The 20,712-nt window shown below is 40.6% G+C and carries 18 protein-coding genes and 1 pseudogene; 2 read left to right on the top strand and 17 right to left on the bottom strand.

Annotated elements, in window-relative coordinates; all coding sequences use genetic code 11:
* Positions 1 to 235 precede the first annotated feature (235 nt).
* Positions 236 to 1,450, bottom strand: a complete 1,215-nt coding sequence (locus LM917_RS22560) for a Zn-dependent hydrolase (RefSeq protein WP_232699965.1) — start codon at positions 1,448 to 1,450, stop codon at positions 236 to 238.
* Positions 1,443 to 2,153, bottom strand: coding sequence for an L-2-amino-thiazoline-4-carboxylic acid hydrolase (locus tag LM917_RS22555; protein WP_232699964.1), 711 nt, complete (start codon positions 2,151 to 2,153; stop codon positions 1,443 to 1,445). Before LM917_RS22555 ends, LM917_RS22560 begins: the two co-directional genes overlap by 8 nt.
* A gap of 205 nt (positions 2,154 to 2,358) precedes the next feature.
* Between LM917_RS22555 and LM917_RS22550 the strand changes: the two genes are divergently transcribed.
* Positions 2,359 to 3,825 (top strand): sodium/proline symporter, encoded by a 1,467-nt coding sequence (locus LM917_RS22550; protein WP_232699963.1) that lies wholly within the window; start codon positions 2,359 to 2,361, stop codon positions 3,823 to 3,825.
* 240 nt (positions 3,826 to 4,065) lie between these two features.
* Here LM917_RS22550 and LM917_RS22545 read toward each other — a convergent pair whose 3' ends face one another.
* The 14 genes from LM917_RS22545 to LM917_RS22480 form a co-directional block, all read right to left on the bottom strand.
* Positions 4,066 to 5,490, bottom strand: a complete 1,425-nt coding sequence (locus tag LM917_RS22545; protein WP_232699962.1) for a serine hydrolase domain-containing protein — start codon at positions 5,488 to 5,490, stop codon at positions 4,066 to 4,068.
* Between the two features lie 15 nt (positions 5,491 to 5,505).
* Positions 5,506 to 6,324: a GNAT family N-acetyltransferase gene (locus LM917_RS22540; RefSeq protein ID WP_232699961.1), complete on the bottom strand. Its 819-nt coding sequence runs from the start codon at positions 6,322 to 6,324 to the stop codon at positions 5,506 to 5,508.
* Positions 6,325 to 6,335: 11 nt separating this feature from the next.
* Positions 6,336 to 7,472, bottom strand: a complete 1,137-nt coding sequence (gene menC, locus LM917_RS22535) for an o-succinylbenzoate synthase (RefSeq protein WP_232699960.1) — start codon at positions 7,470 to 7,472, stop codon at positions 6,336 to 6,338.
* A 21-nt stretch (positions 7,473 to 7,493) separates the two neighbouring features.
* Positions 7,494 to 8,471 carry an ABC transporter ATP-binding protein gene (locus tag LM917_RS22530; RefSeq protein ID WP_232699959.1) on the bottom strand — a complete coding sequence of 326 codons (978 nt, stop codon included), beginning with the start codon at positions 8,469 to 8,471 and terminating at the stop codon, positions 7,494 to 7,496.
* Entirely contained in the window at positions 8,468 to 9,448 is a 981-nt protein-coding gene (locus tag LM917_RS22525; RefSeq protein ID WP_309241976.1) for an ABC transporter ATP-binding protein, read from the bottom strand. The genes LM917_RS22530 and LM917_RS22525 overlap by 4 nt, the downstream gene beginning before the upstream one ends.
* A gap of 45 nt (positions 9,449 to 9,493) precedes the next feature.
* Positions 9,494 to 10,369 carry a serine hydrolase gene (locus LM917_RS22520; protein WP_232699958.1) on the bottom strand — a complete coding sequence of 292 codons (876 nt, stop codon included), beginning with the start codon at positions 10,367 to 10,369 and terminating at the stop codon, positions 9,494 to 9,496.
* A gap of 29 nt (positions 10,370 to 10,398) precedes the next feature.
* Complete coding sequence (locus LM917_RS22515) at positions 10,399 to 11,271, bottom strand: ABC transporter permease (RefSeq protein WP_309241977.1); 873 nt, start codon at positions 11,269 to 11,271, stop codon at positions 10,399 to 10,401.
* Positions 11,272 to 11,331: 60 nt separating this feature from the next.
* Entirely contained in the window at positions 11,332 to 12,252 is a 921-nt protein-coding gene (locus LM917_RS22510; RefSeq protein ID WP_232699956.1) for an ABC transporter permease, read from the bottom strand.
* Positions 12,253 to 12,269: 17 nt separating this feature from the next.
* Positions 12,270 to 13,880, bottom strand: coding sequence for an ABC transporter substrate-binding protein (locus LM917_RS22505; protein WP_232699955.1), 1,611 nt, complete (start codon positions 13,878 to 13,880; stop codon positions 12,270 to 12,272).
* A gap of 30 nt (positions 13,881 to 13,910) precedes the next feature.
* Positions 13,911 to 14,777 (bottom strand): MurR/RpiR family transcriptional regulator, encoded by an 867-nt coding sequence (locus LM917_RS22500; RefSeq protein ID WP_255668528.1) that lies wholly within the window; start codon positions 14,775 to 14,777, stop codon positions 13,911 to 13,913.
* Positions 14,778 to 14,815: 38 nt separating this feature from the next.
* Positions 14,816 to 16,285: a M81 family metallopeptidase gene (locus tag LM917_RS22495; RefSeq protein WP_232699954.1), complete on the bottom strand. Its 1,470-nt coding sequence runs from the start codon at positions 16,283 to 16,285 to the stop codon at positions 14,816 to 14,818.
* 39 nt (positions 16,286 to 16,324) lie between these two features.
* Positions 16,325 to 17,161 carry a M55 family metallopeptidase gene (locus LM917_RS22490; RefSeq protein WP_232699953.1) on the bottom strand — a complete coding sequence of 279 codons (837 nt, stop codon included), beginning with the start codon at positions 17,159 to 17,161 and terminating at the stop codon, positions 16,325 to 16,327.
* A 90-nt stretch (positions 17,162 to 17,251) separates the two neighbouring features.
* The gene (locus LM917_RS22485; protein ID WP_232699952.1) at positions 17,252 to 18,694 is read right to left on the bottom strand and encodes a serine hydrolase domain-containing protein; all 1,443 of its coding nucleotides are present in this window, start codon (positions 18,692 to 18,694) and stop codon (positions 17,252 to 17,254) included.
* Between the two features lie 42 nt (positions 18,695 to 18,736).
* Positions 18,737 to 19,780 (bottom strand): dipeptidase, encoded by a 1,044-nt coding sequence (locus tag LM917_RS22480; protein ID WP_232699951.1) that lies wholly within the window; start codon positions 19,778 to 19,780, stop codon positions 18,737 to 18,739.
* A gap of 345 nt (positions 19,781 to 20,125) precedes the next feature.
* On the opposite strand from LM917_RS22480, the gene LM917_RS22475 reads away from it, so the two are divergent.
* The gene (locus LM917_RS22475; RefSeq protein ID WP_232699950.1) at positions 20,126 to 20,320 is read left to right on the top strand and encodes a hypothetical protein; all 195 of its coding nucleotides are present in this window, start codon (positions 20,126 to 20,128) and stop codon (positions 20,318 to 20,320) included.
* 66 nt (positions 20,321 to 20,386) lie between these two features.
* Here the strand turns inward: LM917_RS22475 and LM917_RS22470 are convergent.
* A pseudogene (locus LM917_RS22470) lies at positions 20,387 to 20,659 on the bottom strand (DNA mismatch repair endonuclease MutL); the annotation flags it as partial.
* Between the last annotated feature and the right edge of the window lie 53 nt (positions 20,660 to 20,712).

The raw sequence follows: 20,712 nt of genomic DNA, 5'->3' as shown, positions 1-20,712 counted from the left end.
CTTTCTTTCATATGGCTTTTTGACAACAAAAAAATTCTTCGCAAAAAGCAATCACGATGAAATGACTGATTCTCACAAAGAGTTGGTTACCTTACATAAATGTTATCGAGTAGGTTGCGCAAAATTAGCAAACCCCTATTGCCTACGGATACTTCAAAAAAATAAGGGAACTTAAAAACAGTTCCCTTTCGTATTCCATAAAAGCCATTTATGGAATACGTGTATTCATGTTAGTTTAATTGTCTAGTTTTACTAATGATTTGAATAAAACCTTTGCACTTTTTTCAATGTCTTCTTCAGATGTAAATTCTTTAGGATTATGACTTATTCCATCTTTAGATCTTACAAAGATCATTCCAATTGGGAAGCATTCTTTAAATTGCATCGCGTCATGGCCGGCACCGCTTGGTAATGAGATAACTGTTTCATCAATTTCTTGAATACTCTCTTTAATAACGTTTTGAATATTAATATCACAATGAACTGGATCTACACGTTGTAATTCAGTCACATGCAACTGTAATTGACGCTCATTTGCGATTGTTTCAGCAAATTGTATTATGTCTCTCTCTACTTGATTTCGCTGGTTTTCATCTATATCTCTAATGTCAATTGTCCATTCAACTTCACCGGGAATAACATTGACACCATTTGGTTTAACAATTAATTTTCCAACAGTCGCCACCGAAGAATCATATTGTTTAGTAATTTTCTCAACTTCAGCGATGATTAAACTTGCTCCTACTAAAGCATCTTGACGTTGATTCATTGGGGTGGTGCCTGCATGTTCAGCCAACCCTGTTAATTGAAATTTAAGCCATAAAGGTCCGGCAATTCCAGTAACATTTCCAACTGCCACCCCATTACTTTCTAGTACTTTTCCTTGTTCAATATGGACTTCTAGATATAATTTAATATCCTCTAATTTAGCACTTGAGAGAGGTTTTTTATCGAAACCGTACATAGCAATCGCTTGTTCAATTGTTACTCCGTCTTCATCCATTCTTTGTAAATCAATTGTTGATAATGTACCTGCAATAGCTCTACTCCCAATCATACCAAATCCAAAGCGAGTTCCTTCTTCATCTTTAAAGGCAATGACTTTCACTGGATGTCTGAGATTTATTCCTTGTTCCTTTAATGAATGAATGACTTCAATGGCTACTAAGACTCCTAAACTACCATCAAATCTTCCTCCACTAGGTACTGTATCTATATGTGATCCCAATAGAATGGTAGGTAAATTTTCGGTTCCGCCTTGACTTCCAATAAGATTACCAACTGTATCATAGTGAACAGTTAACCCAGCTGATTTCATATATTGTTCAATTAGTTCGTTGGCCCTTTTTTCATCATCTGTATAAGAAAAGCGATTAATTCCTCCATCGGTTGCTCTTCCTATTAATGATAATTCTTCTATATGTTCGCTTAATCGTTGTGTATTAATCATTTGAATCCGATTCCTTTAATGTAAATCTGAAATGGCAGTTTCCTTGTTTTAAAACATATTGATCATGTTCAACTTCAAATTTAGGATTGTATCCGCGAGCTACAGCAGGGTCAATCATTTCACAATACAAAATGCCATATTCGTGCATGTTGTCGTCTCCCCATTGTTGCCCAAAAGGACAGGCTGTAAAGTTTTGTTCGATTTCTTCAGGTTTGAAATCAGATGTATATGTGAATAAATCACTTCTACCCATATCATAATTAGACAAGTAGTTAATAATCGTATTTTTTTCTCCATTTGCACGAGCTCTTTGAGCAATTCCTCGGCCTCGTTCTTCACCGAATGTGCGAACCCCTTCACGAATAGTGTCTTTTCCTTCATCGTCAAATTGTTCAACGACTGCTTTGCTTAGTTGTGCAAATAATTTTGCCATTAATGCATATATGGTAAGGTCTTTATATTTGTTCCGAGCATTATGATTACTTGGAATATAGTTGAATAATGTATGGTTTTCTCCATCAACAGTTGCTGTTTTTGCAATTTCTTCTGCATCTTTATATCCGAAACATTCGACTGCTTGTTGAATAGAGTCTTTTCCTTTTTCACCATATTTAGAAACGACTGATCTTTCTACATGCGTAAAAAGTTTAGCTGTGATCGCGTACATGGATAATGGTGGGATGATCATTTTTGTATCATTCAAATCGAACACTCCTCTATTTATGTTTACACAATAAAAAATCTTTCAAGTGAACTCCCTATAATCAGTATTATATAATCTTCTATTATTTATTTCAATTCGCATCTGTTTACTAGGAATTAAATATTGACAATTACTATTATATAACTTAAATTTAATTTACTTAAAACAGATAAGTTTACTAGAGATTAAAAATGAGGGGAATAAAATGAACTTTACAGGTAGCTTTATCATTTATTTAGAAGTAGTAATCTATTTACTAGCAATGTTAGGAATTGGCGTTTATTTTAGTAGAAAAAAATTAGATCATGATGATTATTTTTTAGGTGGAAATAAATTACCTGGTTGGGCATTAGCTTTTTCTGAAAGAGCAACAGGTGAATCTGCCTATATGTTTTTAGGAGCAGTAGGTTTCATTTATGTGACTGGTCTATCAGGCATTTGGATATTGTCAGGTATGTTTTTAGGGGTGGTTTTTTCCTGGTTACTATTAGCGAAGAAATTTATGAATGAAAGAAAAAAATATAACGTCTTTACATTACCAGATTATTTAGCTGTTAAATTTCCAAAACACAGTAACATAATTCGGGTATTATCAGCCCTAATTATGGGAACATTTTCAGTCTTTTACATAGCAGGCCAATTTTCGGGTACGGGTAAAACCCTATATTCGATATCCGGTGTGGATCTTACAATTGGAACTGTGGTGATTGCATTAATTATTATTGCCTACTCTTGCATGGGAGGTTTTATGTCCGTTGTATGGACGGATACGGTACAAAGTTTTTTAATGGTGTTAACATTTATCATCGTTCCGATTGTTGCATTTATCCATATTCAAAATAATGATTTATCCATCTCTCTTGCTTTGACTGAAATGGGGAATGGGGCTGATGATTGGTTTGGAGGATTAACTGGGTTAGCCTTAGGAGTAATGTTGATGACCAATTTCTCGTGGTTCTTTGGTTGGCTTGGTGGACAACCTCAATTAAGTTCACGCTTTATGGCATTAACAAATGAAAAGGAACTTCGAACAGCGAAATGGGTTGCATTTATATGGACACTGATTGTTTATGTAGGGGCGTTTTTAGTAGGGATTTTCGGTTCAGTTCTCTATAAACAAGGTACAATTAATGATGCTGAAATGATTTTGCCTTATATGGTTTCGGATTTATTACCTCCTTGGATAGCAGGAATTATTATATCTAGTATATTAGCTGCCATTATGTCTACAGCTTCATCCCAACTTTTGGTGGTTACTACATCAGTGAGTGAAGACATTATTCATAAGTCCATGGGAATCAAGATGAAAAGTAGCACATTAGTTAATTTATCTCGTCTCGTTGTTATTATAGCTGGGATATTAGGTCTTATTATCTCGTTAGTTTCTGAATCCGTCATTTATGGTGTTGTAAGTTTTGCTTGGGCAGGCATAGGTAATACGTTTTCTTCTGTGATTTTGTTAATTTTCTTTTGGAAAAAAACATCGGGTATTGGTGTAATTGCAACAATTGTTACGGGTTTTCTCAGTGCGATTCTGTGGTCGATTTCACCGTTAGAAGCTATTGTTTCGGCGAAGTTTAGTACTTTCTTTATCTGTATCATTGTTGGTATAGTTGTAAGCTTATTGTTCCCCGATCATAAATCAGATGCAGTGCTTGAATCCGCAAATTAATCAAAGGGACTCTCTTAGCATAAGAAAGGGAACTTCTAATCAAATGAAGTTCCCTTTCCTTATAATAAATTCAACAATAATCTTACTATTGCCTTCCGGAAAAAACCTTGATCACGGATGATGTGTGGCATAGAAATGAAAATCTTCTCCTCCGGGGGTTACTGGTGGGACACATAGTACTTCTTTTCCTAACAATTCACTGGTACCCCTCCCCATTTTGCTAGAACTAGTAGAGCATTATCAGGAATGAAGCGACATTTTTGCCAACTGGCGTGAACCATAAGACAATCGGTGAACCGTTTGACTCGCATTTCTAATAAATCGAATCGCTACATTCAATCGACCACGAATGAAGATGAAGCTATCTTCCGCTACGGAACGAAGCGGATAAGAATCTTCTCCACATACGAGAACCAATGATTCCCCTTCCATTCTGATCTCTACCTTTTCTCCCTCTCCCGATTCATATCGCCCAAAGTAATCTGATATACATTCTTTTTCGAGCGGGTAATCATAGTAGGTTCCTGGAAGTGCATCCATATGACGTCCTTGAAGCGAATTAAGTGCACCGATCATCAATTGTTTAGAGGGTCCACCATCCAGATTCGTTAACACAACACCAGTTAGAGAGTGTTCCGGAGTGAAGAATATCTGGGCAGCCACTCCCTTAATTCCTCCACCATGTTCAATCATCGTTACACCATGGTAATTGGGAGTCACCGCTAGTCCATATCCGTAAAATCTGTCTCGATCAACTTGCATATGTGGTTTTATCATTTCTGCTACACTATCTGCAGAGAGGATTTGTGTATTCTCCATTGAACCGTGTAAACGGAAGATTTCAATGTATCTCAGCATATCTCTTACTGTTGATTTGAGAAATCCAGCTGCTCGCATAACAGGGGACTCCCACCAATTAGGGGAATACACTACTTCCGTTCCATCCTTTGTTTTTCGTGGGGTATAGAGGGGAGCCACTTCCTGAAGTTGGTCCAATTCCTGAGGTAGAAACACACTGTTAATCATCCCGATAGGCTCCAAAATGTTCTCTCTCATATAAACTTCATATAATTGCCCACTCACTCGCTCAATGATGGCACCCAGTAACGCATAGGAGTCATTGGAATAACTAAACTCAACTCCTGGTTCACCCAATAATTCAATCTCTAACTCTGCAATAAAATCCAATAGTTCTTCGTACGTATCAATTGGTTTTAATGTAGCAATTTCTTTATAATCCTCATTCTCTAAAGACTCCTTATCTTCCATCATACTGCGCTGCGTCGCATTGAAGAGAGTTGGCAAGGGAGGCAAGCCTGTTGAATGCGTCATTAAGTGATGAATGGTCATTTTTTCTGTCCATTCAGAACCACGAATACGGAATTCCGGAAGATATGTCACTACCGAGTCATGAACAGAAAGCTTCCCTGCTTCCTGCAACTGCATGATTGCCACACAAGTCATCGATTTGGTAATAGAACCAATTCCAAAGACTGTATCTATTGTTATCGGCAATTCGCCAGCAGGATCTCGAAAGCCTATATTCTTTTCATATACCAGCTCGCCACCTTTTGCGATACCGATTGAAGCACCAGGTAATTTGAATTCTTCTATCAACGTCTTTGCATAATCCTCAAAGTTGAGAAATGATGTTGCCATATTCATACCGTATCATTCTCCTTATGGGTTCGATTTTTCAATGACGTAATAATGTACAGGATCGGTACTTCGCAATAATCCAGTCACCAAATAACCTTTCGAAAGAGCATGTTGGAATTGATCTCTCAAAGCGAATCGCCATTCTCTGATTACCTCAGGCTGCTCTTTTTTCATCTCGTGTAGATGGAGTGGGACGGGAACAAGATATCCAGGCTCAGCCTTAAGCTCATTGTTCTTGCTACACTTCGCATAGTTACCCAAGCGGGACCACTCCATGAGTGAAGGATAGTACTTCCACTCTTCTTTTTCTAATATTGTTCCTTCAGAAGCTTGCAACACACGGGATGCGGCTACATCCCACTCAAGTAAAAAGCGATCTGTAGGCAGTCCTTTATTAACTTCATCATTCATTTCTCCGTAATAAGAAGGGATATAGGTACGAATGATTCCTCCTAACTTGCAGAGGTTGAGAAACGCATTTCGTGTTTCTAATGGATCGAACGTCCATGTGATTTTCTGATAGCCGTAATCACTTGCCCATACTCGCTGTTGTTGTTTTAATTGATAGCCGATTCCCAGATCACGATATGCTGGATCGATCGCCATCATATGAGAACACATGGTAACTTCCCCATCCTTAAAACCAGGAAAACCGTAACAAAATCCAATCAAATTTGACTGATCGTAGGCTCCGATAACGACCCCGCCATTGGAGATACTTGCGATAAGTTGTGGAGTAGGTGTTATATTGTTGTTTCCCCAGACGTTACGTTGTAATTCCTCAACATCGTACATAAGACTTGCTTCCGTTATTGTTTTAAACTCAATCGATCTACTCACACCTACACTCCTTATCCCACACTCTCTGTAGTCTTCTTGCTGTAGCTTTTTTGGTGGACAAGAAACTTTTTGACGCTATCCTCTTTAATCTCATAGCCGATCCCTGCACCTGTCGGAACTGCAAGCATTCCAGGTTCGATGAGAGCCACTTCTGGTTCAACGATGTCTTCGATCCAATAACGATTAGAAGCAGAAGTATCTCCTGGTATCGTGAAATTGGAGAGGGAAGTAATGGCAATATTATGAGCACGTCCTACACCTGTTTCAAACATTCCTCCGCACCAGACTGGGATGTTTTTCGCTTTACATAAGTCGTGGATACGTTTTGATTCAGTCAAACCACCCACTCTGCCTACCTTTATATTGATGATTTTGCAGCTTCCCAGTTCAATTGCTTTTCGCGCATCTTCTACAGAATGAATGCTTTCATCTAGACAAATAGGCGTTTGCAGCTCTTTTTGCAGTTTAGCGTGATCAATGATATCGTCATGCGCTAGTGGCTGTTCAATCATGATCAGGTTAAATTGATCCAATTCTTTTAATGTTGCGAGGTCATGCAATGTATAGGCGGAATTAGCGTCAGCCATCAATGGAACATCGTATCCAAATTGCTTTCGTATTTCTCGCATCGGTTCCACATCAAATCCGGGCTTCACTTTTATTTTTATTTTCTTGTAGCCTTCTTGAATAAAGCCTTCAACTTTTTCTAAAAGCAAATCAACTGTTGGTTCTATGCCAATACTCACACCAACATCGATCTTTTCTTTCTCTCCGCCCAAGCCTTTGGCTAGTGAGATGTTTTTCTGCTTGCAATATAAATCCCATACCGCTCCCTCAAGAGCAGCCTTTGCCATATTATTTCGACGAATGGGAGCAAACAACTCTGCCACTTCTTCTGGTGACGTAATCTCAGCAGTAAGTAATTTGGGGATGAGAAATTGCTCTAGCATATACCAAACTGTATCCGTGGTCTCTTCGTTATACCAGGGAAATGCCATAGAAGTACTTTCTCCGTACCCTACTTTACCGTCACTACTATAAACGCTGACCAGTACTAAATCCCGTTTTGACATGCGTCCGAAACTGGCTTCAAAAGAAGCCTTAAATGGAATGTGTAATCGCTTAAGTTCTACTCGTTCAATATTCATCGCTCAGTAATCCCTCTTTCTTTATGGTTGTTTGTATAAATAGCAAGATACGAAATGACCCGGTTCTACTTCAATCGCTTTGGGACGCTCTGTTTTACAAATCTCCATACAGTGCGAACACCTTGGATGGAACGTACAGCCCCGAGGAGGATTAGACGGATTAGGAACATCTCCATGCAGGATAATCCGTTCCGATTTTTTCGTTGGGTCCAGTTTCAGTACGGCAGACATGAGTGCCTGCGAATAAGGATGATATGGTTTTGAAAACAGTTGATCCTTCCTACTAATCTCCACAATTCCTCCCAGGTACATTACAGCGATTCGATCGCTAAAGTGCCTGATTACACTTAAATCGTGTGAGATAAATATAAAAGTCAGGTCAAGACTCTCTTGCAAATCCTTTAACAGGTTAAGAATTTGTGCCTGAATTGACACGTCTAGGGCAGAAACAGGTTCGTCTGCAATAATTAGTGATGGCTGCACGGCAAGAGCCCTTGCTATTCCGATTCTTTGACGTTGCCCTCCACTAAATTCATGGGGGTACTTGTCAGCCTGGTTAGGATTTAAGCCAACAAGCTGCAAAAGCTCCAGCACTTGCTCTCTTCGCTCCATCCGATTCGTATTTTGATTGCGAACAGAAAGGGCTTCCTCCAAAATTGAATATACAGACATTCGGGGATTAAGCGATGCATATGGGTCTTGAAATACTAGTTGCATCCGCTTGCGAAGTTTACGCAACTCTCCCTGTGAAAGACCTGTTACTTCTACTCCTTCAAATTTAATAGAACCACTGGTTGGTTTTATCAGTCTAAGAATGCTTCTTCCTGTCGTCGATTTGCCGCAACCACTCTCCCCAACAATACCCAATGTTTCCCCTTTCTTCAATTGAAAAGAGACTCCATCAACCGCCTTGATGGATCCAGAGTTGTGTCCGAAAAAACTTTTTTGAGAGGAAAAGTACGTTTTTAAATCCTCCACTTCCAATAACCATTCACTCATATCGCCAACTCCTCGTTTGCATACAACCAGCACCTGACTTTTTGATTGGCTACATTATTTAGGGGAGGCTTTTCTTGCAAGCATTTCTCATGAGCATGTTTGCAACGTAAAAGAAACGGACAACCTCTCGTCACCTCTCCTAATACGGGAACATTGCCTTCGATCGGATCAAGCCGCTTATAATCCTCATCCATACTGGGGACTGATTTCAACAAGCCAACTGTATACGGATGCTTTGGCGAGTTGAAAATTGTCTCTACATCTGCTTCTTCAACAATTTCGCCATAGTACATCACCATGACCCGATCTGCCATTTCTGCCACGACACCCAGATCATGTGTGATTAACAGGATTGCAGTACCATAATTTTGCTTTAATTCGTTCATCAGCTCTAAAATTTGCGCTTGAATCGTCACATCTAGTGCCGTTGTCGGTTCATCTGCAATCAAAAGATCTGGCTGACATGCCATTGCCATTGCAATCATGACACGTTGTTTCATTCCGCCAGAAAGCTGATGTGGAAACTCCCGTATGATTTTATCCGCTCGTGGGATTCCTACTTTTTTCAGCATCTCGATGGTTTTTTTTTCTCGCTCAGCCTTCGAATAGGTGGTGTGTAATTTATACGCCTCCCCGATCTGCTTGCCAATGGTATGTACCGGATTAAGAGAGGTCATTGGTTCCTGAAAAATCATCGATATTTCGTTTCCGCGTAACGAGTTCATCTCTTTGCTAGTGAGATGATTGAGTACTTTATCTTTAAAGCGAACGCTTCCGTCAACTAAACCGACTTTTTTAGAAATAAGCCCCATAATAGAAAGAGAGGTTACACTTTTTCCACAACCAGACTCCCCAACTAATGCTACGGTTTCGCCCTTATTTATATGAAAGCTCACGTCATTAACAGCTGTGAGAACTCCTTTAGATGTCTTGAATCGCATGAACATTTTGTCAACTTTCAATAGTGATGACTTCACTTGTCTTCCCCCTTCCTTTCGTCATGTTTACCAAACGGTCACTAGTTAGCTGTTCAGAAAGTGATCATAAGCCACTCGTGCCAATCGTCCAATTGTACGTTCGCCTTCCTCTAGGGTCAGGTTCCCTTCAGAAAGAACAGCGATGGTAAACATTCCTTTATGGTATGGGAGATAAATGATTCCTACATCGTTTACTACACTAGCAAGAGTTCCCGTTTTATGAGCAACTTTAGCTTCAGGTGGCAAATAATAAGGCAAGCGGCTATTAAATTGTTGACGGAACAAAATTTCCATCATGCCCTCACAGGCATCCTCAGAAATGATCTTCCTTGTAGCAATTAGTTCAGCTAATTTTGCCATGTCATGGGGTGTACCTACGTTATTTTCAGGATCAGATTGGAAAGCGATACTGTTCGGATCAAACTTCCACGCTGTTATTCGTTTTAACGCTTCCTGTGAATAGGGCTCTGGCTTCAACCCTACGCTAAGGGAAAGCAAATCCCAGCAGCTATGCCGGATGTAGGTTTTTTCCAGCCCAAGCTCACGCATATAAGACGTTGTCTCATCAGTCCCAACTAGCTTTAAGATACGATCGGTAGCTAAATTGTCGCTCACGATAATCATCAACATCGCCAAATCTTTTACCGTTACTTCAACGCCCGAATCAAGCTGCTGAATAACTCCAGAACCGGGTACGAGATCTTCCTCAGTTATTTTGATACGTTGTGTCAGCGATATTTTTCCCTCTTGAACATCACGATACAAGGTAGCCAGAATAGGGATTTTAAAGGTGCTTGCCAGTTGAAACAAGCGTTCTCCATTTATCGTCGCCGTTTCATTGGTTTGTAAGTGTTTCACCGCAACTCCAAACGTTCCTGACGCACCCTGAATTACACTTTCTAATTTTTGCTTTAGACTCAATCCTTTCTCCTCCGATCATTAAGAATTATCTAGTTCTGTTTCGGATCTAGCGCGTCACGCAATCCATCTCCGAGCATATTAAAAGCCAGAACGACCAACATAATGGCTAGACCTGGAAAGAGTGACATCCACCATGCCTGACTCAGAAAGGTACGACCCACAAAAACCATTGCACCCCATTCTGGTGCGGGTGGTTGCGCACCTAATCCCAGGAAGCTAAGTGCGGCAGCAGACAAGATACTCTCACCAAATAATAGTGTGGTCATGACGATAATAGGCGAAAGAATATTAGGAATAATGTGACGAGATATTATCTTATAATCTCTAATTCCCAATGCTTGAACCGCTTCAATATATTCTTTTTCCCGTATTGATAAAACAGCAGAACGTACAACTCTTACATAGGAAGGGATCGCAGCTATTGCAACGGCAATCATTGCATTCGTTAGCCCAGCACCAAGTACGGCAATGATGACGATAGCAAGTAACAACGCAGGGAAAGACATAAGGATATCCATTACCTGCATGATGAACATATCCAATTTCCGATAAAAGCCTGCGATAACCCCCAACGTAATCCCTACAACGGTAGCTAATGTAACAGAAATTAGCCCCATCATTAATGAGATTTGACCCCCATGCAGGATTCGAGAGAAGATATCTCGGCCAAAATCATCTGTGCCCAAAAGATGAGTGGCACTTGGAGCCAGTAGCCGATCTTCAAATTTCATTTGATCAATGGGATATGGGGCAATATAGGAAGCAAATACGACTCCCCCTATAAAGAGCAATAAGATAACCAGCCCTCCCATTGCCGTTATGTTTTTGGATAAACGTTTCCAGACCAGAATCCAGTAGGCTTGCGACTCTACTTGCTTGGGTTCTTGCGCAAGTAGCTGAATGGGCGGATTCGTATCTACATGCCATTCTGTTACCTTACCATTCACTATTTCCTCTCCTCCCTACTCATACCGAATCCGCGGATCGACAAAACTATAAACGATATCAATCGTCAAATTCACAACAGTATAAATCATTGCCATGAACAGGACCACTCCCTGAACAGTTGGAATATCCCTTTTAGAAATAGCTTCAATAGCAAAATTCCCTATTCCAGGCAAGGCAAAAACAGTTTCGGTAATGACTGCTCCTGCCAAAAGCGATCCAAATTGAATACCAATCAGTGTGATTACAGGGATAATCGCATTTTGCAAACCGTGGGAGAATACTCTGGATAAGCTGGGAGCCCCTTTGGCTTCGGCTGTTCTCATATAATCCTGTTTAATTACATCCAGCATACTGGAGCGAGTCATTCTAGCAATGTTTCCGATGGAGAGCAGGCTCAGTGTAACAGCTGGTAGTACAAGAGAGAAAAATCCTTCGTAACCTGAAATCGGAAACCATCCAAGCTTATAAGCAAACACCCAAATAAGAAACAATGCAATCCAAAAACCGGGAGCTGAAATACCAATTAACGAAAACATGATAATGAACCGATCAAGTAGGGTATTTTGCTTAACTGCTGCTATTACGCCCATCAACACCCCAAGAACTGAACCCAAGATCACACTATAACATGCTAGCTGAAAGGTGATTGGGAAACGGTTTACGATCTCTTCCCAAACTGTGATCCCTGTCATCAGCGATGTTCCTAAATCGCCTTGGATAAACCTCGCTAAGAAATCAAAATACTGCACGATAAGCGGTTGATCAAGCCCAAGCTGTACTTTCATGGCATTAATCGCTTCATCTGTTGCATATTCTCCCATGATATAACGTACAGGATCGCCCGGGATCATGTGGACCATCAAAAAAACGAGAATGGAGACCCCGAGCAGTGTACCAAGTAACGAAACGAAGCGTTTCAATAGATATTTTTGCAAGCATACACACCCCTAGCCTACTTCTTAATCAGCTTGATATCCTGAAAGATAATTCCCGTTGATGTAGATGTCTTGAAGCCTTCCACATCACGATATGCTGTTACGACTTCTTTACTGTACAGCGGAACCCATGGAGATTCTTTCACCAAAAATTCTCCAACTGCTTCATATGCCTGTAGTCGCTCATTCACATCAGTCGTTTGACGCCCTTTCACCAAAAGCGGCTCTAGCTCAGCATTTTCATAATGTAATCGTCGTGAATTTCCTTTTCCGAACATTAAATAAAGAATATCGGGATCAGCTAAACCGTACATCAATAGCGCCATATCATGATTGGCCTTAGTAGCACGATCACGAAGCGTTTGCAGATCAGTAACGTTAATTCTTAGATCTATGCCAACCTCTTTTAGTTGACTTTGTAGTATTTGAGCAATTTGTTGCAAGACTGGCTCTCCTGCAACCAGCAATTCGGGACTAAATGGTTTACCATCCTTATCCAGAATCCCGTCTCCGTTCGTATCTGTCCAACCTGCTTCAGCAAGTAGTTGTTTGGATTTAGCTACATCGCGTGCATACATTTCTTTTGCTATATTTTCAACTTTTTCACTATATCCCGGGATGGTTGGAGGCAATGGTCCAAAGACCGGTTTAGCCAGTCCATTCATTGCGTACTGTACAATTGGATCGCGGTCTACTGCCATAGCAATTGCCTGTCTAACCCGAACATCTTGAAACATCGGATTTTTATTATTAAAACCCAGATACTGAATACCGATATCAAGATTCTTAGCAATTCCAACACCCGGCATGCTTTCTAATTCCTTCACGAAATGTGGAGGGACTTGTTGGAAAACCTGAATAGTGCCTTTTTTGAATTCCAGCATTTTGGTGTCATCGTCCTTAATAAAACGGAACATGACTTCGTCCAAATAAGGCTCACCTTTATTTTCTGCAAATTCAGGTGACCATCTGTACTCTTTATTCACTTTGTAGCTTACAGAGGCACCTCTTACTTTTTCCTTGAAGATTAACGGGCCAGTTCCTGATGGATCGTCTCCGAACTTATCGCCCAATTTATCCAATCTTGTGGGATCAAGTGCACCCATGAAATCAGATACCGTGCTTAAAAATGGCGCATACGGCTCACTCATCGTAATTTTCACAGTATATGGATCTGGCGCTTCTACTTTTACCAGAGGACCAATCAATGATTTATTGGGGGAAATTGCAACAAATCTTTCAATGGACTTTTTGATATGCTCAGCTGTCATCGGTTCACCGGAATGATATTTGACATCCTTGCGCAGGTTAAAGGTCCATACCTTTCCGTCTTCTGAAACACTATATTTTTCTGCAAGATGAGGAACAATTTTACCCGATGCATCGCGTGCCAATAAATTGTCGTACATTCTCATGTTGGCATCATCAACCCAGGTTGACAGCTGGGTATCTAACGTATCAGGCTCCATAGGTGCCGCAATAACCAATGTTCCTCCTTTGCCTGCAACACCCTGACCATCCTGACTCTTTGTCTGTGGCTGTCCCGCGGAAGAACAACCTGCGAGTATTACTGAACAGGTTACGAGTAGCGAAAACGCTTTCTTTAATCCATGAAATGTTTCTTTCATCTTCCACTTCCCTCTTTTCTTCGATAAGAATCAATCTTGATCTACAAACGGGTAAAACTGGTGGCTTGCTTCTTCATATTTGCGTATTCGTTTTTGTACCTTTTCACGATCAACATAAGCCACTCCACTGATCAGAGCGTTAAGGACAGAAAACATCGTGGACATTCCCTTAAGTGTGGTCGGTAATGGAGTCGTAACTTTAAGCAATAAATCTGCCACAACTCCAATGGGAGACAGTTCATCATCTGATATCGCCAGAACCTTGGCTCCTTTTTCTTTTGCAGCCTGGGTAAAACTGATCGTTTCCTGCACATATCTCGGGAAAGAAATGGCAATCACTAGGCAATCCTTGGAAGCCTCTGAAATGTAGTGATTAGCATCATCAACCTGTCCCTGATACAAAAAAGTGTTGCCCTTTACGACATTTAAGGTGAAATACAACCATTGGGCTGGGGCAAACGAGGAACGAAAACCTACCACATATATTTTTTTTGCTCGGATAATACTTTCAACGGCACGATCCATCAGTTGGATATCGATCTGCTCAATAGATTGTTGAATGTGGATCAAATCTTGTTCCATATTGTAGATGAACAGATTAGACCCTTGGCCACCTTGTTCTGTCGAGTCATGATATTTCAAGAGTGGGCTATCCCGCTTCACTGGTGATAGCAAGTGTTTTCTAATTTCATTTTGTAACTCACTATATCCGGAATACTCTAGCGCGTAACAAAGTCTAATGACAGTCGTTTCACTAGTCTTTGTAAATCCGCCAATTACTTTGGCAGGATGCAGGGCTACTTCTTTTGGCTCATCCAAAAAAAATTTTGCTACCAGTTTTTGCTGATTCGTTAAATGATTGAAATGTTTACGGATTCGATCATGTACGTTTTCCAACTTTATTCTCCTTAAGCGTAGGCAAATTCTCTTAGCCGTTAGTATTCTGTTTCTTCATCCAGTGGGTAAATCGGGCGACTTAGATTTTTATAATCAAAGAATGAAAATTGAAGCGTAGTTAAACCAGGCGAGTCAACAGTGATAATCTGTTTGCTAATTGGTTCATAGGCAGCCCGGAAATGTTGACTGGACTTCAACGCAACAATTTTATAGCTTGTAACATCAATGCCATGTAGTAAGAATATTTGTTCATCCAGAACCTGTGTACTGACTGAACAAACGAGGATATCCACTCCCTGAGACTGTAGGCGCACAGATTTTCCTAGATTGAAATGCATACCTTTTCCCATTGGGGAAGAAGTAACATAACAGCCATCTGTTAGAGACTTGACATAAGCTGTAAGCTGAATCGGCTCGCCATGCAGATTATCTACCTTTCCCCCAAGTTTTACTGAGATTGTAGCTCCCACACCAGCATCATGAGCTATTTGGGCAATCTCAGGATCGCAAATGCAGCCAAAGCAGGCATTATCCAACTGTGCCTCTAGCATTGCTCGTAAAAGGTAGGTACCGTCTCCCGGTGTTCCTCCACCTGGATTATCTGAGGTTTCATTGATCACGATGGGCATTTCTTCCGCTGCCAGTGCTTGCTCTATCCCTTCTGCCGGTGTGTTCACAAGAGGGCAGAAGTCATTCCTTCTGGTCCATATTTCATTTGCTACTTCTTCTGCTATCTTTTTGGCTAAATCTTTGTCACCCCTGGTTATAGCAACAACTGAAACTCCAACCTCCGGGATATCTGTATAGGGAAAAGCGTGGAAAAATGCACAATCGATAACGTCAGGATGCTTCTCCCACTCCCAACAGATCGCATTAATATCTTTAGCTGGTGATTGATTCGTGGTAGAAGTCGTAATCATTAAGGGAAGTTTGGTTACATGTACTGCCGTTTTAAGTCCTTCCTGTACCATTTGCCGTGCAAGATCAATTGCCTCCATGCCTCGTTCGTAACAATCGATATGAGGATATAAGTGAACACCCAGTAATGCATTTGCTTCTTGGGCCATTTTTTCGGTCAAGTTTCCATGAAGATCAAGAGTAACGATAAGAGGCAGATCATACCCAACTTCACTTCGAACAACTTGAAGAAGGTCACCTTCCATATCGCTGATTCCTTCAACAACACCTGCTCCGTGAAGTGACAAGCAGATCGCATCCACCTCTCCAGCTGCTTTAATGCCGGCAAGCAATTCATTTTTTATGGCTTCATATGTCTCTCTTGTAATCGTGCCCGATGGTGATGCGGTAGTCGCAAAAGTAGGAACTACCTCTATCCCTAATTCTTCCGCTCGATCAATCATCCCACCCAGAAAATCCCTGACACCTCTATGGTTAGGAAGAATGGCATCTCCACGTGACCACTCCCATTTTTTAAACAAATCAACGGTCGTCTGTACACTTGAAAATGTGTTCGTCTCATGCATGACTTCACCAATTGCAATTTTCATCAGTGGTCTTCCTTTCTAGTTAAAAAATAGTAATCAGAATTAAAAATCTAAAGGTTTTGAACCTTGAATAGCTAGTAGTAACATTGCTTGTAAAACAGGGATCATCTGTTTTAAGTCTCCCGCCTGATATCGAATCGTTCGACCATCCAATAACTCTGTACCAGGAATCCAACTGACAACGAACGCCATGTTGGTTGATTTAAACTCAATCTCAATCGTGTTGCTCGACTCTACTGCGATTGGGCTAATTTGTTTATAATGACTGATTGCAATCGCTGCTTGCTCTCTTATCATGTTCTTTGCAACAGTAGGATGCAGTGAATTTGCGGTAAAGGCATTAATACCTTCCTTCACAGAAACCGTGTAAACACCTGGTATACCAGCGGTTACTTCCTCAGCTGTTTGTGAATCACCCGTTACCAATACTACCGGGACACCATAAGCACCAGCGATAGCAGCATTTAATCCTGCTTCTCCCACTTCGACCCCATTTAATTTAAACCGTTGTATGCAACTTCCGAGCAGTGTATGGTTCAAGACCGCATTCGCCGCACCAGCCATTCCGTGATAGCCGATAAAAAATGCAGCATCAAAGCTTTCATCAATACCTTGCATCATACACATGGGTTTAAAAAATCCACGAATTAACCGAGCCTGTGGGTGCAACTCCTCAACAAGTACATTTTTCATTGGACCGTGGGACTCATTAACCAAAATATCCGTTACCCCTGCCTGTATCGCACCTTCTATCGCAGCGTTAACGTCTTGCGTTAGCATTTTTCTGCCGAATTCATAAGATTTTTTACCAGGAATTACATCGTCCCAATCATGGATACCTGAGATTCCTTCCATATCTACAGAGATGAACAGTTTCATTATTTCACTCTCCAACTTTTCTAAGTAGTGTGAAAATTACGTAACAATTATACTTTTAAAAAATCTAGTTAACGCAATTCACCTAATAGCTTAACTAAGTGATACGCTTGATGGTTTAACAACCTTAGGAATTTGCCTGAACCCACAGCCGATACGGATGATGTTTGCATTGCTATCCCTTATGAAGCGTACCAGTGCTTCTGAACCTCTTCGTTCTACCATAAACAGATCCTCACCTACTGGAATCATCTCACAAGAAAGCGTATCTTCTGTTACCAGTTGAAGCTTATCGTCTTTTACAACAATACTTACTTGCATCCCTTCGCTCGAAAGGAAGTCACCGGTAAATTCCTGAATACGATCTTCAGGTAGTTCGTATTCTTCAATTGGTATGTGCTTTGCAGTAAGTGGTCGTCCTGCATAAGCATTGCAAGCTCCCTTCATCAAGGCGGTAGCTGGCGATCCAGCCATGTTGGTCAGAACAATACCTGTCAATCCTTGGTCTGGTACGATATACATTTGGGCTTGTGCACCTTTAATGCTTCCACCATGCTCAATTAACACTGTGCCATGATAATCAGGGATGATCATTAGCCCATACCCGTAGTGACAACCCGGTTCACATTGGATATGTGGAGTAATCATCTGTTTTATTCCGCCCTCAGACAATATCCGTACGTCGCCTGCCAGTCCTCCACTGCGATAAATGTCTGCATATTTCAACATGTCACGCACCGTTGATTTGATAAATCCTGCTGCTCTCATTGCTGGCGCGTCCCACCAGTTAACAGACAAGCTGACCTCCTTGTTACCCTCTTTTTCTTTGGACTCATAGATGGAGGTAATTTCTTTCCCTTCTAATTCATCCAGAAAAAAACTCGTATCAGTCATCCCAGCAGGTTCCAAAATATGTTCCTTTATATACGTTTCATAAACCTGCCCGCTTACTCGTTCCACAATAATACCCAACAATGCATATGAATCATTGGAATAGCTAAATTCTGTACCAGGTTCACCTAGCATTTGAAAATCCAGTTCTGCTAAATAGTCAAGCATCTCATCATAGGTTTCAATGGCTACGTTTGTGGCAAGCTCATTAGTAGACTGCGCTTCTGAGTTACTTTCAGCATCTAGATCCATACTTTTTTTCATGGCGGGGAATAAGGTTGGAAGTGGAGGCATGCCTGTTGAATGGGTCATCAGCTGATGAATAGTCATCGTAGCTATGCTACTTCCGTTCTTTAAACGAAACTCAGGAAGATAGGTAGTGACGCAATCATTCACTGATAGCTTACCTGCCTCGTGTAATTGCATGATCGCCATACATGTAAATGACTTCGTTATAGAACCAATTCCAAATACGGTATCAATCGTTACCTCCAACATCTCATCAATGTTTCGGTACCCGAATCCTTGTCCGTAGGCAAGTTCCCCATCTTTTGCCAAGCCAACCGCCACTCCTGGCACCTTACTATCTTCTATAACTTTTGCAACATACTCCTCATAGGCTACTTCCCAGTTTTGCTTATTCACTTCATTTCCCTCCATTCAAATTGTTTATAGAAAAGGTAATCATTACTTCCACACTTCACGATAGACCCGTTCGAAGTTTAGTCCCAGAATGAGTTCAATTTCCTTGTCACTATATCCACGTTTTAGTAACCCTTCCGTTAGCTTTGGTACCGATTTATGTCCATGTACCACATCAAAAGGCTTCCGAGGCATGTGTTCCAAACTTGCTTGCGAAATATACTTCAAGAAATCGTCGCATAAATCCAGTCCCAGACCAACGTGTTCTACTCCGACTAGCTTAACGATGTGGTCAACATGATGTAGCAAATACTCAACATGTGCGTCTTCATCCTTGTTTGCCGTAAAAAAGTTATTTGCATTCATTCCAATAACGCCATTTGTATGGGCAAGGTCTTTAATCTGCTGATCTGTCAGATTTCTCATGGAGTCTGCAATGCTTCGGCAATTGGAGTGAGATGCGATTACTGGTTTACGTGCAATTTTCATTACATCTGCAAATCCTTCATCATTTAAATGGCTGACGTCAATGATCATCCCCATTTCCTCAGCTGCTTCGATTACACGAACTCCAAATTCAGTGATACCCCCCTTTTTACCCTCACGTATTGGGGAAAATGTGCTGCCATCTCCCACGTAATTCCGCCTACTCCATACCAAGCCAAGAAGTCTTACCCCCAGTTCATAAAAGATGCGCAAGAGACTTAGATCATTTCCAATCGGTTCGGCTCCCTCTAAGGATAAAATAAACGCAACTTTCTCCTCTTTCCTTGCGATTATTAAATCATGCATAGATTTGCAAAGCATAATTTTATCCGAAGATTCTGAAATTTCATCGTACAACACACTTATTTGATTTAACGCCTTACGTAGCCCCATCTCAGGCAAGAAATCATTGTCAATAAATATCGCTGCAACAATCGTTTTTACTCCACCTTCCTTGAAGGTATCCAAATAGTCGGTTTCAATTACCCTTCTTCTTCCTAATGACCTTTGAATTTCTACATCGATCAACAGATCATAGTGTGCATCAATAACCTGGACATCTCGATGTAGGCTTTTTGCACGTGTTTCCAAGGAAAGACCCACGCTTTTTCCTCCTTCATTTTCAGGACTTCATTTTAGCTGAGCAGGTATGTTTTGAAGTTTACACTTTAAAATTGACTCAATCAAGAAGTTTAAACTGTATTTCCATCATTGTATTTTTTTTCTACTCTTATTTCAAGATTTAAAAAAATTTTTTCTGGTCCCTGCTTGAAACTATTATTCGCTCGTTATCATTAGTGAAGTTTTCTCTGGGATTTTCAATATTACTCATTGAAATATCCTTATCCATATTGGCAGCATAGAAAGTGACTTCCATCTGTGTCGAATAGAAGACATCTACTGCCTTTCCTGCATGTGATATGATGTAGCTGAAAGGAATGGTAAATTTTGAGAAAGTTTGAAGAGATTATTTTATATATTTTCAGTTTTATTTTTGTTCCAATTGGTATTATCTTTTGGATCATTACATTGTTCAAAGAAGATTTACAGATAAAAAAGATCGGAAGAAGAACCATGTACATCTCTTTCGTATCTCTCATGTTATTTATGATGATCGGGGTAGTTAATTTTGTTGTTGTCTAGGTCAGTCTTACATAGTTCTCCAAAAAAAAGAATAAAACCCTTACTCTCAAGGGTTTTATTCTCCTCTCACATCACTCGCTTAAACATTTTTTCCAACTCATACGTCGAAAAATGAATAGCGATTGGTCTGCCATGCGGACAAGTAAACGGGCTTGTCGTTTCACGAAGCTGTTCGAGCAGGGCTTCCATCTCTTTATGGGTTAGGTAGCGATTTGCTTTGATAGAAGCTTTACAAGACATCATGATGGCTGCCTTTTCACGCATTTTGACGATTTGCAGTTTTTCTTGATCACTTACTGTCTGGGCAAATTGAATCAATTCATCAATGACTTCAATCTCACTTAGTATTCATAAAAAATCCGTTCCTGCGCTGCGTGTTGATCTATCAAATA

The organism is Brevibacillus daliensis (genome assembly GCF_021245735.1).
In the GTDB taxonomy this organism is placed as follows: domain Bacteria; phylum Bacillota; class Bacilli; order Brevibacillales; family Brevibacillaceae; genus Brevibacillus_B; species Brevibacillus_B daliensis.
Note: the sequence above shows the minus strand (reverse complement) of the source record. Positions and strands in the feature narration are given on the sequence as shown.

Coding starts and splice junctions, on each gene's coding strand:
- LM917_RS22560 (WP_232699965.1), bottom strand. CDS start 1,450: ATGATTAATACACAACGATTAAGCGAACATATAGAAGAATTATCATTA.
- LM917_RS22550 (WP_232699963.1), top strand. CDS start 2,359: ATGAACTTTACAGGTAGCTTTATCATTTATTTAGAAGTAGTAATCTAT.
- LM917_RS22545 (WP_232699962.1), bottom strand. CDS start 5,490: ATGAATATGGCAACATCATTTCTCAACTTTGAGGATTATGCAAAGACG.
- menC (WP_232699960.1), bottom strand. CDS start 7,472: ATGAATATTGAACGAGTAGAACTTAAGCGATTACACATTCCATTTAAG.
- LM917_RS22530 (WP_232699959.1), bottom strand. CDS start 8,471: ATGAGTGAATGGTTATTGGAAGTGGAGGATTTAAAAACGTACTTTTCC.
- LM917_RS22505 (WP_232699955.1), bottom strand. CDS start 13,880: ATGAAAGAAACATTTCATGGATTAAAGAAAGCGTTTTCGCTACTCGTA.
- LM917_RS22495 (WP_232699954.1), bottom strand. CDS start 16,285: ATGAAAATTGCAATTGGTGAAGTCATGCATGAGACGAACACATTTTCA.
- LM917_RS22490 (WP_232699953.1), bottom strand. CDS start 17,161: ATGAAACTGTTCATCTCTGTAGATATGGAAGGAATCTCAGGTATCCAT.